Source organism: Leclercia sp. LSNIH1 (genome assembly GCF_002902985.1).
In the GTDB taxonomy this organism is placed as follows: domain Bacteria; phylum Pseudomonadota; class Gammaproteobacteria; order Enterobacterales; family Enterobacteriaceae; genus Enterobacter.
On record NZ_CP026167.1, the window covers coordinates 3,812,800 to 3,827,670 of the forward strand.

Below are 14,871 nucleotides of genomic sequence, written 5' to 3' on the forward strand. Positions count from 1 at the left end.
GGAGAGAGCCATGCTACGTGTCATCGACACCGAAACCTGTGACCTGCAGGGGGGGATTGTGGAAGTGGCATCTGTCGACGTTGTGAACGGGCAGATCGTCAATCCACGCAGTCATCTGGTACGTCCGGATCGCCCCATCAGCCCGCAGGCGATGGCTATCCACCGCATCACCGAGGCGATGGTCGCCGATAAACCCTGGATTGAAGAGGTGATCCCGCAGTACCACGGGAGCGCCTGGTATGTGGCGCACAATGCCAGCTTCGATCGCCGTGTACTGCCCGAGATGCCCGGGGAGTGGATCTGCACCATGAAGCTGGCGCGACGCTTATGGCCGGGCATTAAATACAGCAATATGGCGCTCTACAAATCGCGCAAACTGAGCGTCCGGACGCCGGAAGGGCTGCACCACCACCGGGCCCTGTATGACTGCTACATCACCGCCGCGTTGCTGATCGATATCATGAACACCACCGGCTGGACGCCGGATGAGATGGCCGACATCACCGGACGCCCGGCGCTGCTGACCACCTTTACCTTCGGCAAATACCGCGGCAAAGCGGTGGCGGAAGTGGCAGACAAGGATCCGGGCTATCTCCGTTGGCTGTACAATAACCTCGACAGGATGAGTCCCGAGCTGCGTCTGACGCTGAAGCACTATCTGGGCGGATCCTGATCGACCTCTGCCGCCTGGCTGGTTAACGTCTCCTGGGCCAGGCCAACCAGAAAGGCATACTCCAGGGCCACCCCTTCGTAGGATTTGAAGCGACCGGATTTCCCGCCGTGCCCGGCATCCATATCGGTGCAGAGCAGCAGTAAATTATTGTCGGTCTTCATTTCCCGCAGCTTCGCCACCCACTTCGCTGGCTCCCAGTACTGAACCTGGGAGTCATGTAAACCGGTGGTAACCAGCATGTGAGGATAGGCTTTCGCGCCAACGTTATCGTAGGGGCTGTAACCTTTCATGTAGCGATAGTAGGTCTCATCCTGCGGATTGCCCCACTCTTCATATTCACCAATGGTCAGCGGGATAGATTCGTCCAGCATGGTGGTCAGGACATCCACAAAGGGCACCTGCGCTATCACCCCTTTAAAGAGTCCTGGACGTTCGTTAATCACGGTGCCCATCAGCATGCCGCCCGCGCTGCCGCCCATGGCAAAGCACTGTTTGCGATCGCCATAGCCCAGCTCCAGCAGTCCCTCGCAGACATCCAGGTAGTCATTGAAGGTGTTTTTCTTTTTCAGGAATTTGCCATCTTCGTACCATTTTTGCCCCAGCTCGCCGCCGCCGCGGATATGGGCGATGGCGAAGACAAACCCCCGGTCGAGCAGGCTCAGGCGGCTACCGCTGAAATCCGCGTCAATACTGGAGCCATACGAGCCATAGCCGTAGATGAGGATCGGGTTTTTACCTTTGCGAAAATGGTGCTTGTGATAGACCAGCGAGACGGGCACTTCGGTGCCGTCGCGGGCGACAATCCATACGTGCTCGCTGCGATAAAGATCGGCATTAAACCCTTTCACCTCAGCCTGCTTCAGCACCCGGCGCTGCCCGGTGTCCATGTCCAGTTCAAACAGGGTGTCCGGGGTGGTCATGGAGGAGTAACCGTAACGCAGGCGCGACGTTTCCGGCTCGGGGTTATAGCCAATCCAGGTGACATAGGCGGGATCGTCGAAAGCGATGCCAATCACTTCGCGGGTTTTACGGTTGATTTGCCGCAGGCTGGTGAGCCCGCGCTGGCGCTCTTCAACCACCAGCCAGTCGGTAAAGAGGGTGAAGCCTTCCAGCATCACCTGATCCCGCGGCGGGATCAGCACTTCCCATTTGCGTTCATCTCGTACCTTGGTCTTGTAGAGGCCAAAGTTTTTCCCCTCCCGGTTGGAGCGCAAATAGAAGGTGTGCTGGAAGTGATCGAGGCTGTACTCATGATCCTTGCGACGCGGCATAAAGCACAGCGGCTGAGCGTCCGGCAGCTCGGCGTCCAGCAGCAGCACCTCAGTAGTGGTGGCGCTGGCGAGAAAAATAATCACATAGTGTTTGGAGGTGGTTTTATGCAGGCTGACGTAAAAGGTTTCGTCTTTCTCCTCATATACCAGTTCATCACTTCTCGATGAAGTACCGACCGTATGCCGCCAGACCTGATAAGGATGCAGGGTAGTGGCGTGCTTTTTAATGTAGTAGACGGTTTCAGAGTCGTTGGCCCAGATAAAGTCGGGTGAAACGTTATCGAGCATCTCCGGATACCAGTTGCCGGTCTCCAGATTGCGGAAACGCAAACCATACTGTCGTCGGGAGAGGTAATCTTCCGCCAGCGCCATGATGGCGTTATCCGGCGATACCGCCATGCCGCCCAGGGTATAAAACTCGCTGTGCGCCGCACGCTGGTTGGCATCCAGCAGCGTCTCCCACTCTTCCCACTCGGCGCAAAGTACCGACTGGCGCTGGTAGATGGCATATTCGTTTCCGGGCTCATAAATGTGCCGGTAACGATAGCCATTTCGACTCCAGGGGGCCGAGACGTCACGCTGCGGGACGCGCTCAACCATTTCGCTGAGCAGACGATCCTGCAGCGCCTGCTGCGTCGCCATGATCCTTCGGCCATAGTCGTTTTCCTCGTGGAGGTAGTCCAGCACCTCCGGCTTGGAGCGGGTATCGTCGCGCAACCAGTAATAGTTGTCGATACGCGTGTCACCGTGCATGGTGAGAGCGTGCGGTATGCGTTGGGCTTTAGGTGGCATGGCGTTATGATTCTTCTACGTTTAACACCCTATAAGGTTGGCAAAACATGCGCACGATGCAAGCGAAACGGCTCCGCAAGGCGTAAAAAACTAGCCGGGGAGCGCTTGTTTTTGCTGGCGAATATCCTGCTCGATCCCTTCCCGCACGTCTGCCGGGATTTTCAGCGCATCGCCCAGCGCATTAAGATAGCTGCGCTCCATAAAGTGATCGATATCGATAGCCGCACAGCTCAGGAAGTAAAGTTCGAGAGCCTCCTCTTCATTCTGGATCCCCTGGGCCAGACGTGCAGGATCGAGCGGCTCCTCGATAGCACGTGCCACCAGCGCCCTGCCCTGTTCTTCCACGCCCGCTTCGCGCAACTGCTGCTCGATGGCCGCCCGCTCTTTATCGTCGATGTGCCCGTCACTCTTTGCGGCAAAGACCAGCGCCAGGATCAGCCTTTCGCTGCGCACGTCCAGCGGCGACGCCTGCTGGCCAAACTGCGGCTCGCCCTGATGCGCGCTGCGAATCTTCTCTTTGTACTTGTTCCAGAGCACGGTACCGGCAACGGCACCGCCCCCGGCAAGCAGCGCGCCGGTGCCATATTTGCTCAGTAATTTACGCGAGGATTTATTCGCTACCAGTAATCCGGCCAGGCCGCCAAGCGCACCCGGCGTCAGCAGTTTGCTCAGGCCTTCACCGGATGACGACCCTTTCTGCCCGAGCAGAGACTCTAATTGATTCAGCCAGTTTGACATGTTTACCCTCACTTAACGGTGGATGAATTTCACAGCGTAAGCGAGGGGATGTCAGGAAATGTCTATGGCGACAAAAGAAGCGAAAATTCACCTCTTCGACGACTGATACTGCGCGCTACCCGCTTTACAGTCGATCTTCACCTGATAATGGATATCGGTGTTTTTGCCTCGCACCGTCAGCGGTACCGTCCAGCGATCTTTCTCGCCTTTCACCTGCTTAGGGTTGATCCAGGCCACCGGATCGGCCTGTCCCAGGGTTTTCTGATCGTCCGCCCAGCGCACGATGCGGTTTTGCAGATAATCCCGCTTCACGCTGGCGGCAATACCTTCGGCATTCTGCCCTTCGCAGGTGGGAAATTTCACGGTTTTCTCCTCTGCGGCCTGCGCCGTCAGGCTGGCGGCCAGCAGTGCTATCGCTACCCCTGTTTTTTTCATCATGCTCTCCTGTTTTGGTTCAACAAAAGCATGGTCGAAAAATGCCGCGATGCAAATAACCCTCCGTCAGCGCGACAGATTTTCGCAACACAAGACAGACGCAAACGTTTTCGTTTATACTGCGCGCAACTTTTTCAGGGGAATCATTATGACTCGTTTAGGAACTGCGCTGCGTCCGGCAGCAACGCGTGTGATGCTGCTGGGCTCAGGTGAACTGGGTAAAGAGGTGGCCATTGAGTGCCAGCGTTTAGGTATCGAAGTGATCGCCGTCGATCGTTATGCCGATGCGCCAGCGATGCACGTTGCGCATCGTGCCCACGTCATTAATATGCTCGACGGCGATGCCCTGCGCGCCCTGATCAATGAAGAAAAACCGCACTTCGTGGTGCCGGAAATCGAAGCCATCGCCACCGATACCCTGCTGGCGCTGGAAGCCGAAGGCCAGCGCGTGGTGCCCTGCGCCCGCGCTGCGAAGCTGACCATGAACCGGGAGGGTATCCGGCGTCTGGCGGCGGAAGAGCTCTCCCTGCCCACCTCACGCTATCGTTTCGCCGACAGCAAAGATGATTTTTTGCAGGCTGTCGCTGACATTGGCTACCCGTGCATCATTAAACCGGTGATGAGCTCCTCCGGTAAAGGACAGAGCTTTGTGCGCAGCGCCGAACAGCTGGATAACGCCTGGGATTACGCCCAACAGGGAGGGCGCGCCGGAGCCGGACGCGTGATCGTCGAGGGTGTGGTGCAGTTTGACTTTGAGATCACCCTGCTGACCGTCAGCGCCGTGGATGGGGTCCACTTCTGCGATCCGATTGGTCATCGCCAGGAAGATGGCGACTACCGTGAATCCTGGCAGCCGCAGCAGATGAGCCCGCTGGCCCGGGCGCGCGCCGAAGAGATCTCCCGTAAAGTGGTGCTGGCGCTGGGCGGCCATGGGCTGTTTGGCGTGGAGCTGTTCGTCTGCGGCGACGAGGTCATCTTCAGCGAGGTCTCCCCTCGCCCGCACGACACCGGTATGGTGACCTTAATTTCGCAGGATCTCTCCGAGTTTGCCCTGCACGTTCGCGCTTTCCTTGGTCTGCCGGTTGGCGGCGTGCGTCAGTATGGCCCGGCAGCGTCGGCGGTGATCCTCCCGCAGCTGACCAGCCAGAACGTCACTTTCGATAATGTCGATGCCGCGGTGGGCGCTGGCCTGCAGCTGCGTCTGTTTGGTAAGCCAGAAATTGACGGCTCGCGTCGTCTGGGCGTGGCGCTGGCGACGGGCGACAGCGTGGAAGAGGCCGTTGAGCGGGCGAAAACCGCGGCCGCCAGCGTGCAGGTAGCAGGATAAAAAAAACGGGCCGATTGGCCCGTTTTTGTATGGCATTTGACGTTTATCGTAGGCCGGGTAAGGCGAAACCGCCACCCGGCAAAAAACGCGCACAATACCTGAATCTTACTGCTGCGCGCCTTCTACCGCTTCGCGCGCCAGCTTAGTGATGCGATCCCAGTCGCCCGCTTCCATGGCATCCGCCGGCACCAGCCAGGAGCCACCGATGCACAGCACGCTTTTCAGCGCCAGGTAGTCACGGTAGTTCGCCGGAGAGATACCGCCAGTCGGGCAGAAACGGACGTTCGCGAACGGACCTGCGATAGCCTGCAGCGCTTTGGTGCCGCCGTTCGCTTCCGCCGGGAAGAATTTGAACTCCTGCAGACCGTAGTCCAGACCCAGCATCAGTTCAGACACGGTGCTGATGCCCGGGATCAGAGGAATGGAGCCTTCGGTTGCGGCTTTCAGCAGAGGCTCGGTCAGGCCCGGGCTGATGGCGAACTGCGCACCGGCTTCGGTAACCTCAGCCAGCTGCTGCGGATTCAGTACGGTACCCGCACCGATAATCGCTTCCGGCACTTCTTTGGCGATGGCGCGAATAGCATCCATTGCACAGGCAGTACGCAGCGTGACTTCCAGTACGCGTACACCGCCCGCAACCAGCGCTTTCGCCATCGGGACTGCGTGTTCCAGCTTATTGATCACGATAACCGGCACTACCGGGCCAGTTTTCAGGATTGCTTCTGCACTTGTATTCCAGTTTTTCATCAGAGTTTTTCTCTCGCCAGATCGATAATTCTTGTCGTCTTAAAACGTAATACAGGTCGCGCCCTGTTCTGCACCCGAGAGGTTCTCGCGTAACGCGCTGAACATTTCGCGTCCCGTTCCCACGCGCGATGCGCTCAGGTCAGGAATATGCGGCTTACGTGCGGCCAGGACCGCCTCATCCACCAGTAAGGTCAACTCGCCTGTCTGACCATTAACGCGGATGATGTCGCCATCGTACACTTTCGCCAGCAGTCCACCGTCGTAAGCTTCCGGGGTGACATGAATAGCGGAAGGCACTTTACCCGATGCACCGGAGAGGCGTCCATCGGTAACTAATGCAATTTTGAAACAGCGGTCCAATAATACACCAAGTGGCGGCATTAGTTTATGTAATTCTGGCATTCCGTTCGCTTTTGGACCCTGATGACGGACAACAACGACGCAATCTTTGTCCAGCAGACCGGCTTCAAAAGCCGGCAGAACATCATGCTGGCTTTCGAAAACCACTGCCGGGGCTTCAATGATCTGGTTTTCCACCGGCACCGCGGAGGTCTTCATCACCGCCCGGCCCAGGTTGCCGGTCAGCACTTTGGTGCCGCCGTGGTGGGAGAAAGGCTTGTCGAAGGTGGCGATGACGCTGTCATCCAGCGAGGCCTGGGCCCCTTCACGCCAGTCCAGCTCGCCCTCGTTCAGCCACGGCTCCAGGGTGTAACGCTGCAGGCCGAAACCGGCCACAGTGTTGACATCTTCATGCAGCAAGCCGCCCTTCAGCAGCTCGCGCATCAGCACCGGTACACCGCCCGCCGCCTGGAAGTGGTTGATATCGGCCGGACCATTCGGGTAAAGACGGGTCAACAGCGGAACCACTTCAGACAGATCGGAGAAATCATCCCAGTTGATCTGGATCCCGGCGGCACGCGCCATCGCCACCATATGCATGGTGTGGTTAGTGGAACCGCCCGTCGCCAGCAGGGCCACGATACCGTTCACCACCACTTTTTCATCCACCATTTTACCGAGCGGCATCCACTCGTTGCCGTTACCGGTCAGGCGGGTCACCTGACGGGCAGCGGCCGCGGTCAGCGCTTCGCGCAGCGGAGCATCCGGATGGACGAACGACGAGCCCGGCAGCTGCATCCCCATAAACTCCACCACCATCTGGTTAGTGTTGGCGGTGCCGTAGAAGGTACAGGTCCCCGGTGCATGGTAAGAGGCAGCCTCGGATTCCAGCAGCGCCATGCGGTCAACTTTGCCTTCGGCGTAAAGCTGACGAATACGGACTTTCTCTTTATTGGCGAGACCACTGGCCATTGGGCCTGACGGCACAAACAGCGCAGGCAGATGACCAAACGACAGCGCCGCCATGGTCAGGCCCGGGACAATCTTGTCGCACACGCCGAGGTAGAGCGCGCCGTCAAACATGTTATGCGACAGACCAACCGCCGTGGACATGGCGATCACTTCGCGGCTCAGCAGCGACAGCTCCATACCATCTTGCCCTTGAGTCACGCCGTCGCACATGGCGGGCACGCCCCCCGCTACCTGGCCTACCGCGTTGGCCTGATGCAGCGCCTTGCGGATGATATCCGGGTAGGTCTCATAGGGCTGGTGTGCCGAGAGCATGTCATTATAGGAGGTGATGATCGCGATATTGTTACGCAGCATACTTTTCAGCGAGGCTTTATCTTCTGGCTTACAGGCGGCAAAACCGTGCGCCAGGTTGCCGCAGGCCAGCTGCGATCGATGGACCGTATCGGACTTCGCCTGCTGGATGCGCGCAAGGTAGGCAGAACGGGTCTGTTTCGAACGCTCAATAATGCGCTGTGTTACCCGTAACAAAGTCGAATTCATAGAAGCTCCTGTCATTTATCTGTCCGCGCTCTGGAATTAACAAAGTGTTTAGCAGGCGATAACATCGCTGAAACGCTTGATTGCCGGAGCCCTGGGGCAAAATCGCTGCTGGCAGTGTAATAAAAAAAGCCCCGGGTGGAAATCCACCCGGGGCTTAAATGATTAAAAATTGCACGTTGGTCTGAGCCAGATCATGTTACCGGTAAAATACCCCGTAGGGATTAGCGGTCAGCCTTACTCAAACTCGTTCCAGGAACGGCCATCACGGGTGATCATCGCCACCGAGGCGACCGGTCCCCAGGTGCCCGCCTGATACGGTTTCGGTGCATCCTGATCCGCTGCCCACGCTTCGGTGATGGAGTCGACCCACTTCCACGCCTCTTCCACTTCGTCACGACGGACGAACAGCGCCTGGATACCGCGCATGGTTTCCAGCAGCAGACGTTCGTACGCATCCGCCAGATGGGTCTGGTTGAAGGTTTCGGAGTAGCTCAGATCCAGTTTGGTGGTCTGGAGGTTGTGTTTGTGGTCCAGGCCCGGCACTTTGTTCAGCACCTGAATGTCCACGCCCTCGTCCGGCTGCAGACGGATGGTCAGTTTGTTCTGCGGCAGCTCCTGCCAGGACTCTTTGAACAGGTTCAGCTCTGGATTTTTGAAATAGACAACCACTTCAGAGCATTTAGCGGGCAGACGTTTACCGGTACGCAGGTAGAACGGAACCCCCGCCCAGCGCCAGTCATCAATGTCCACGCGGATCGCCACAAACGTCTCGGTGTTGCTGGATTTGTTCGCGCCCTCTTCTTCCAGATAGCCTGGCACTTTTTTGCCCTGCGCAAACCCGGCGGTGTACTGGCCGCGTACCGTCTTCTCACGCACGTTGGAGCGGTCGATACGGCGCAGTGACTTCAATACTTTCACTTTCGCGTCGCGGATGCTGTCCGCAGTGAGATCCGACGGCGGAGACATGGCGATCATACAGAGCACCTGCAGGAGGTGGTTCTGGATCATGTCGCGCATCTGCCCGGCCTGGTCGAAGTAACCCCAGCGCCCTTCAATGCCGACCTCTTCTGCCACCGTGATCTCAACGTGATCGATGGTGCGGTTATCCCAGTTATTCACAAACAGGGAGTTCGCAAAGCGCAGCGCCAGCAGGTTCAGCACCGTCTCTTTACCCAGATAGTGGTCGATACGGTAAACCTGGCACTCTTCGAAGTACTCGCCAACCTGGTCGTTGATTTCGCGGGAGGTGGCAAGGGAGGTGCCCAGCGGTTTTTCCATCACCACGCGCGCAGGTTTGGCGTTGAGGTTCGCTTCACCCAGCCCTTTGCAGATGGCGCCGAAGGTGCTTGGCGGCATGGCAAAGTAGTTAATGGTGACGCGATTTTTTTGATCGAGCATTGCGCTCAGGTTGGCAAATGCCGACGTGTCGTTAACGTCGAGGTTGCAGAAATCGAGACGTCCGCTCAGCTTGTCCCACAAACTTTCATCGATTTTCTCTTTCATGAAAGTTTCCAGGGCTTCGCGCACGACTTTGGTATACGCGTCTTTATCCCAGTCCGCACGGCCCACGCCCAGGATGCGGGTCTCCGGGTGGATTTGACCCGCTTTTTCCAGTTGATACAGGGAAGGCAGCAATTTACGGCGTGCAAGATCGCCTTTCGCGCCGAAAATGACCAGGTCACATGCCTGGGCTGTTTGCGTTACCGCCATGTCATTCTCCTCAGTTGGATATCCTGGTGCTTTTGCCAGAATATCGTTGTAATTTTATTACAATGCACTCTACTGCTTTTACGTCATTCCCGAAACCATTTGCGCTTATCCTCCCGTGCGATACGGCGATATTTCGCCCGGAGCGCGCAGCAGCGAAGGTAAGGGCGATGAAACTGGTGAAACTTTGCTCAGTCACGCCGTTGCTAAAATCCGACAGCGATCAAGTAATGAAAAAAAACAACAACATTTTTTCCATGGTTTGTCCTTTTCGGACTATCACAGGCGTATATTCTTGCTAATTCGAATCGCGATTTCACCCATTTATGAAATCGCTTCCACCGATGAGCGCTGTGTTAATAATGAACATGCTGGAAAAAATCCAGTTTCAACTGGAACACCTTAGCAAATCCGAGCGAAAAGTGGCTGAAGTAATTCTCGCCGCGCCCGCTCAGGCCATTCATTCCAGCATTGCCGCCCTGGCACAGGAGTCCGGGGTCAGTGAACCGACCGTCAATCGGTTCTGCCGCAGCATGGAGACGCGTGGATTTCCCGATTTTAAACTGCATCTGGCGCAAAGTCTGGCGAACGGTACGCCCTATGTGAACCGCAATGTCGATGAAGACGACAGCGTGGAAGCCTATACGGGCAAAATTTTCGAATCGGCCATGGCGACGCTGGATCAGGTTCGCCAGTCGCTGGATATGACCTCGGTTAACCGCGCTGTCGATCTGCTGACCCAGGCGAAGAAAATTGCTTTCTTTGGCCTCGGTTCCTCCGCCGCTGTCGCTCACGATGCGATGAATAAATTTTTTCGCTTTAACGTCCCGGTTATCTATTCCGACGACATCGTGCTGCAACGCATGAGCTGTATGAATTGTAACGAAGATGACGTGGTGGTGCTGATATCACATACTGGCCGCACCAAAAGTCTGGTCGAACTGGCCCAGCTGGCGCGTGAAAACGATGCCATGGTTATCGCCCTCACCTCCACCGGGACGCCGCTGGCGCGTGAAGCGACGCTGGCGATCACGCTCGACGTGCCGGAAGACACCGATATCTACATGCCGATGGTGTCCCGTCTGGCGCAGCTCACCGTCATCGATGTGCTGGCGACCGGTTTTACCCTGCGCCGCGGGGCGAAATTCAGAGATAACTTGAAGCGTGTCAAAGAAGCGCTCAAGGAATCGCGTTTTGATAAAGAATTGTTCATCAAGGGTGACATTCCCTGATTTCAATTACAAAGTTGTTACTTTTTTCGGCATTCGGTAAGTTTGCTGTTGCTATTAAAGACGGACAACGTGCCGAATCATCGTTCACGCAACACCAGGTTGTTTTAGACAACGGAGTATTACATGTCCAGAAGGCTTCGCAGAACCAAGATCGTTACCACCTTAGGCCCGGCTACTGACCGCGATAATAACCTTGAGAAAATTATCGCCGCAGGGGCCAACGTCGTGCGTATGAACTTCTCTCACGGTACGCCAGAAGATCATAAATTACGTGCAGACAAGGTCCGTGAGATCGCGGCAAAACTGGGACGTCATGTCGCTATCCTCGGTGATCTGCAGGGTCCAAAAATCCGTGTATCCACCTTCAAAGAAGGCAAAGTTTTCCTCAATATCGGGGATAAGTTCCTGCTGGATGCCAACCTGAGCAAAGGCGAAGGCGATAAAGAGAAAGTGGGCATCGACTACAAGGGCCTGCCCGCTGACGTGGTGCCGGGCGATATCCTGCTGCTGGACGATGGTCGCGTTCAGCTGAAGGTGCTCGACGTTCAGGGCATGAAGGTCTTCACCGAAGTGACCGTTGGCGGCCCGCTCTCCAACAACAAAGGCATCAACAAGCTGGGCGGCGGTCTCTCTGCTGAAGCCCTGACCGAAAAAGACAAAGCTGACATCATCACCGCCGCGGATATCGGCGTGGATTATCTTGCCGTCTCCTTCCCGCGCTGTGGCGAAGATCTGAACTATGCCCGCCGTCTGGCGCGCGACGCTGGCTGCGATGCCAAAATCGTGGCGAAAGTAGAACGTGCTGAAGCGGTCTGCAGCCAGGATGCTATGGACGATATCATCCTGGCGTCTGATGTGGTGATGGTTGCCCGTGGTGACCTGGGCGTTGAGATTGGCGACCCGGAACTGGTCGGGATCCAGAAAGCGCTGATCCGCCGTGCGCGTCAGCTTAACCGCTCCGTGATCACCGCAACCCAGATGATGGAGTCGATGATCACCAACCCAATGCCGACCCGTGCGGAAGTGATGGACGTGGCGAACGCCGTCCTCGACGGCACCGATGCCGTGATGCTCTCTGCGGAAACCGCTGCCGGCCAGTACCCGGCGGAGACCGTGGCTGCAATGGCGCGCGTCTGCCTGGGTGCAGAGAAGATCCCAAGCATCAACGTTTCTAAACACCGTCTGGACATTCAGTTCGACAACGTCGAAGAAGCGATTGCGATGTCCGCCATGTACGCGGCGAACCACCTGAAGGGCGTGACGGCGATCATCACCATGACCGAATCGGGCCGTACTGCGCTGATGACCTCCCGTATCAGCTCCGGCCTGCCGATCTTCGCCATGTCCCGTCATGAGCGCACCCTGAACCTGACCGCGCTCTATCGCGGCGTGACGCCGGTGTTCTTCGACAGCAATAACGACGGTGTGGCCGCGGCGAACGACGCCGTGAACCTGCTGCGCGACAAAGGCTATCTTGTCTCCGGCGATATCGTTATCGTCACTCAGGGCGATGTGATGAGCACCATCGGCTCGACCAACACCACCCGCGTGATGACCGTCGAATAATCCGACGGTTTCGCCGGGTGGCGCTGCGCTTACCCGGCCTACAGGTCCGTAGGCCCGTGCAAGCGCAGCGCCGCCGGGCAATAAAAAAATCCCCCGTTTCCGGGGGATTTTTTATTTCTTCGGATAGAGCTCTTTACGCTTATAGGGCTCTTTCTCGCCGGGCTTGCGCGTCTTCAGCAGTTTCAGGATCCAGGTGTACTGGTCCGCGTGGGGCCCCACCAGAATCTCCACCTCTTCGTTCATCCGGCGTGCAATAGTGTTGTCGTCCGCGGTGAGCAGATCGTCCATCGGTGGGCGGACTTCAATCGTCAGGCGATGGGTTTTGCCGTCGTAAATGGGGAATAACGGGATCACCCGCGCCTGACACACCTTCATCAAGCGGCCAATGGCGGGTAACGTCGCTTTATAGGTGGCAAAGAAATCGACAAACTCGCTATGTTCCGGCCCGTGATCCTGGTCCGGCAGATAGTAGCCCCAGTAGCCCTGGCGTACGGACTTGATAAAGGGTTTGATCCCGTCGTTACGGGCATGCAGGCGTCCGCCGAAGCGACGACGCACGGTGTTCCAGACATAATCAAAGACCTTATTTCCCTGATTATGGAACATCGCCGCCATTTTTTGCCCTTGCGAGGCCATCAGCATCGCCGGAATATCCACGCCCCAGCCGTGCGGCACCAGGAAGATCACCTTTTCGTCGTTGCGACGCATCTCTTCGACGATCTCCAGCCCCTTCCAGTCGACCCGGCTGGTCACTTTTTCCGGCCCGCGTAAGGCCAGCTCAGCCATCATCGCCATCGCCTGCGGCGCGGTAGTAAACATCTCATCAATGATGGCTTCGCGTTCTGCCTCGCTCTTCTCCGGGAAGCAGTAAAACAGGTTTATCTGGGCGCGACGACGGGCGCTTTTGCCCAGTTTGCCCGCCAGGCGCCCCACTTTGCCGAGCAGCGGATCGCGCAGGGCGGGCGGCAGCATCGCAATACCTGCAAACGCATAGACACCCAGCCAGGCGCCCCAGAAGCGCGGATGACGAAACGATTTCTCAAATTCAGGAATGTATTCACTATTGTTCTTTTTGGTTTCCATGCTTTTTCCCGGGCGGGTGATGCTTTAAAGAGTGATGAGATAGTTTAGCGAGGCCATGTGCAACGCACAAAAGAAAAAGCCGGTGCAGGAGTGCACCGGCTTTTAACGCTGCTGAATTAATTCAGGGTCAGCTGGGGAATAACCTCTTTGACCTGCGCCAGATAATCGGTGCGGTCTTTACCGGTCAGCCCTTCGGTGCGCGGCAGCTTCGCCGTTAACGGGTTGACCGCCTGCTGGTTGATCCACACTTCATAGTGCAGATGCGGGCCGGTAGAACGCCCGGTATTGCCCGACAGCGCAATACGGTCGCCACGTTTCACTTTCTGGCCCGGCTTCACCAGCAGCTTACGCAGGTGCATATAGCGCGTAGTGTAGGTGCGACCGTGACGTATAGCGACATAATAGCCCGCCGCGCCGCTGCGTTTTGCCATTACTACTTCGCCGTCACCGACTGCCAGAACCGGCGTACCCTGCGGCATGGCGAAATCCACCCCACGGTGCGGCGCAACACGGCCAGTGACCGGATTCAGACGACGCGGGTTAAAGTTCGAAGAGACGCGGAACTGTTTCGACGTCGGGAAGCGTAAAAAGCCTTTCGCCAGACCCGTACCGTTACGATCGTAGAATTTACCGTCTTCGGCGCGGATGGCGTAATAATCTTTACCATCCGTGCGTAGACGGACGCCCAGCAGCTGGCTCTGCTCGCGCTTGCCGTCCAGCATTTCGCGGGACATCAGCACCGAAAACGAATCGCCTTTTTTCAGCTTACGGAAGTCCATCTGCCACTGCATGGCTTTGATCACCGAGCTGATTTCACCGCTGGTCAGCCCCGCATCACGGGCGCTGGCAACAAAACTGCCGCCACTTAAGGTACCTTTGATGGCGCTGTTAACCCAGTCACCCTGCTGCATTTCGCTGCTCATCTTGAAACCGTTTTCAGTACGATCGTAAGTACGGGTTTCACGACGGGAGACTTCCCAGGTCAGGCGCTGCAAGTCACCGTTATCGGTGAGGGTCCAGGAGAGCTGTTGACCGATTTTCAGGTTCCGCAGATCTTTATCAGACGCAGCAAGCTGGCTGATTTCACCCATTTCAATGCCGTACTGGTTCAGAACGCTGCTTAATGTATCGCCCGTTGACACGACATATTCGTGTACGCCCACTTCGGCTTCGGTCTTTTCATCAAGCTCATCCTGCGGAATCGCTTCTTCTTCCTGCGGGGCCTGGTCGATAGGTTCACTGGCTTCCGGCAGCAGGGAGCGAATTTCACTCTTTTCCAGCTCAATGGTTCTGATAACTGGCGCGGAATTTGGGTGGTATACAAAGGGCCGCCAGACGGCGACCGCTAAGGTGAGAACTGTAAGCGACCCCAGCATGACGCGGTGGGGCCGGGGCAGATTGTTAAATGCCAGGGCGACAGAGCGGGCTATCTGTTGCACGTAATCACTT

At 56.9% G+C, this 14,871-nt stretch carries 12 protein-coding genes; 4 read left to right on the top strand and 8 right to left on the bottom strand.

Annotated elements, in window-relative coordinates; genetic code table 11:
• The first annotated feature begins 10 nt into the window (after positions 1–10).
• Positions 11–673 (top strand): exodeoxyribonuclease X, encoded by a 663-nt coding sequence (gene exoX / locus C2U54_RS18895; protein WP_103180049.1) that lies wholly within the window; start codon positions 11–13, stop codon positions 671–673.
• Here the strand turns inward: exoX and ptrB are convergent.
• The 3 genes from ptrB to yebF all read right to left on the bottom strand — a co-directional run bounded on the left by ptrB (position 655) and on the right by yebF (position 3,909).
• The gene (gene ptrB / locus C2U54_RS18900) at positions 655–2,736 is read right to left on the bottom strand and encodes an oligopeptidase B (RefSeq protein WP_103180050.1); all 2,082 of its coding nucleotides are present in this window, start codon (positions 2,734–2,736) and stop codon (positions 655–657) included. The two genes, exoX and ptrB, sit on opposite strands and share 19 nt — an antisense overlap.
• 90 nt (positions 2,737–2,826) lie before the next feature.
• Positions 2,827–3,474 carry a tellurite resistance TerB family protein gene (locus C2U54_RS18905; RefSeq protein WP_103180051.1) on the bottom strand — a complete coding sequence of 216 codons (648 nt, stop codon included), beginning with the start codon at positions 3,472–3,474 and terminating at the stop codon, positions 2,827–2,829.
• 87 nt (positions 3,475–3,561) lie between these two features.
• Entirely contained in the window at positions 3,562–3,909 is a 348-nt protein-coding gene (gene yebF / locus C2U54_RS18910; RefSeq protein ID WP_103180052.1) for a protein YebF, read from the bottom strand.
• Between the two features lie 148 nt (positions 3,910–4,057).
• On the opposite strand from yebF, the gene purT reads away from it, so the two are divergent.
• Positions 4,058–5,236 carry a formate-dependent phosphoribosylglycinamide formyltransferase gene (gene purT / locus C2U54_RS18915; protein ID WP_103180053.1) on the top strand — a complete coding sequence of 393 codons (1,179 nt, stop codon included), beginning with the start codon at positions 4,058–4,060 and terminating at the stop codon, positions 5,234–5,236.
• A gap of 105 nt (positions 5,237–5,341) precedes the next feature.
• Here the strand turns inward: purT and C2U54_RS18920 are convergent, their stop codons facing one another.
• The 3 genes from C2U54_RS18920 to zwf all read right to left on the bottom strand — a co-directional run bounded on the left by C2U54_RS18920 (position 5,342) and on the right by zwf (position 9,544).
• A complete protein-coding gene (locus tag C2U54_RS18920) occupies positions 5,342–5,983 on the bottom strand; it encodes a bifunctional 4-hydroxy-2-oxoglutarate aldolase/2-dehydro-3-deoxy-phosphogluconate aldolase (RefSeq protein WP_039030817.1) in 642 nt (213 codons plus the stop codon).
• 39 nt (positions 5,984–6,022) lie between these two features.
• Entirely contained in the window at positions 6,023–7,834 is a 1,812-nt protein-coding gene (gene edd, locus C2U54_RS18925) for a phosphogluconate dehydratase (RefSeq protein WP_103180054.1), read from the bottom strand.
• Between the two features lie 234 nt (positions 7,835–8,068).
• Positions 8,069–9,544 (bottom strand): glucose-6-phosphate dehydrogenase, encoded by a 1,476-nt coding sequence (zwf, locus tag C2U54_RS18930; RefSeq protein ID WP_103180055.1) that lies wholly within the window; start codon positions 9,542–9,544, stop codon positions 8,069–8,071.
• Positions 9,545–9,867: 323 nt separating this feature from the next.
• On the opposite strand from zwf, the gene C2U54_RS18935 reads away from it, so the two are divergent.
• Together C2U54_RS18935 and pyk are read left to right on the top strand one after the other, a co-directional pair.
• Positions 9,868–10,773, top strand: coding sequence for a MurR/RpiR family transcriptional regulator (locus C2U54_RS18935; protein WP_103180056.1), 906 nt, complete (start codon positions 9,868–9,870; stop codon positions 10,771–10,773).
• A 123-nt stretch (positions 10,774–10,896) separates the two neighbouring features.
• Complete coding sequence (gene pyk / locus C2U54_RS18940; protein WP_103180057.1) at positions 10,897–12,339, top strand: pyruvate kinase; 1,443 nt, start codon at positions 10,897–10,899, stop codon at positions 12,337–12,339.
• Positions 12,340–12,450: 111 nt separating this feature from the next.
• On the opposite strand, the gene lpxM is transcribed toward pyk, so the two are convergent.
• Together lpxM and mepM are read right to left on the bottom strand one after the other, a co-directional pair.
• Complete coding sequence (gene lpxM / locus C2U54_RS18950; protein ID WP_103180058.1) at positions 12,451–13,422, bottom strand: lauroyl-Kdo(2)-lipid IV(A) myristoyltransferase; 972 nt, start codon at positions 13,420–13,422, stop codon at positions 12,451–12,453.
• Positions 13,423–13,538: 116 nt separating this feature from the next.
• Positions 13,539–14,861: a murein DD-endopeptidase MepM gene (gene mepM / locus C2U54_RS18955; protein WP_103180059.1), complete on the bottom strand. Its 1,323-nt coding sequence runs from the start codon at positions 14,859–14,861 to the stop codon at positions 13,539–13,541.
• Positions 14,862–14,871: the final 10 nt, after the last annotated feature.

Excerpts from the sequence above, each read along its gene's own strand:
- exoX (WP_103180049.1), top strand. The coding sequence starts at position 11 with ATGCTACGTGTCATCGACACCGAAACCTGTGACCTGCAGGGGGGGATT.
- ptrB (WP_103180050.1), bottom strand. The coding sequence starts at position 2,736 with ATGCCACCTAAAGCCCAACGCATACCGCACGCTCTCACCATGCACGGT.
- C2U54_RS18905 (WP_103180051.1), bottom strand. The coding sequence starts at position 3,474 with ATGTCAAACTGGCTGAATCAATTAGAGTCTCTGCTCGGGCAGAAAGGG.
- yebF (WP_103180052.1), bottom strand. The coding sequence starts at position 3,909 with ATGAAAAAAACAGGGGTAGCGATAGCACTGCTGGCCGCCAGCCTGACG.
- purT (WP_103180053.1), top strand. The coding sequence starts at position 4,058 with ATGACTCGTTTAGGAACTGCGCTGCGTCCGGCAGCAACGCGTGTGATG.
- C2U54_RS18920 (WP_039030817.1), bottom strand. The coding sequence starts at position 5,983 with ATGAAAAACTGGAATACAAGTGCAGAAGCAATCCTGAAAACTGGCCCG.
- edd (WP_103180054.1), bottom strand. The coding sequence starts at position 7,834 with ATGAATTCGACTTTGTTACGGGTAACACAGCGCATTATTGAGCGTTCG.
- zwf (WP_103180055.1), bottom strand. The coding sequence starts at position 9,544 with ATGGCGGTAACGCAAACAGCCCAGGCATGTGACCTGGTCATTTTCGGC.
- C2U54_RS18935 (WP_103180056.1), top strand. The coding sequence starts at position 9,868 with ATGAAATCGCTTCCACCGATGAGCGCTGTGTTAATAATGAACATGCTG.
- pyk (WP_103180057.1), top strand. The coding sequence starts at position 10,897 with ATGTCCAGAAGGCTTCGCAGAACCAAGATCGTTACCACCTTAGGCCCG.
- lpxM (WP_103180058.1), bottom strand. The coding sequence starts at position 13,422 with ATGGAAACCAAAAAGAACAATAGTGAATACATTCCTGAATTTGAGAAA.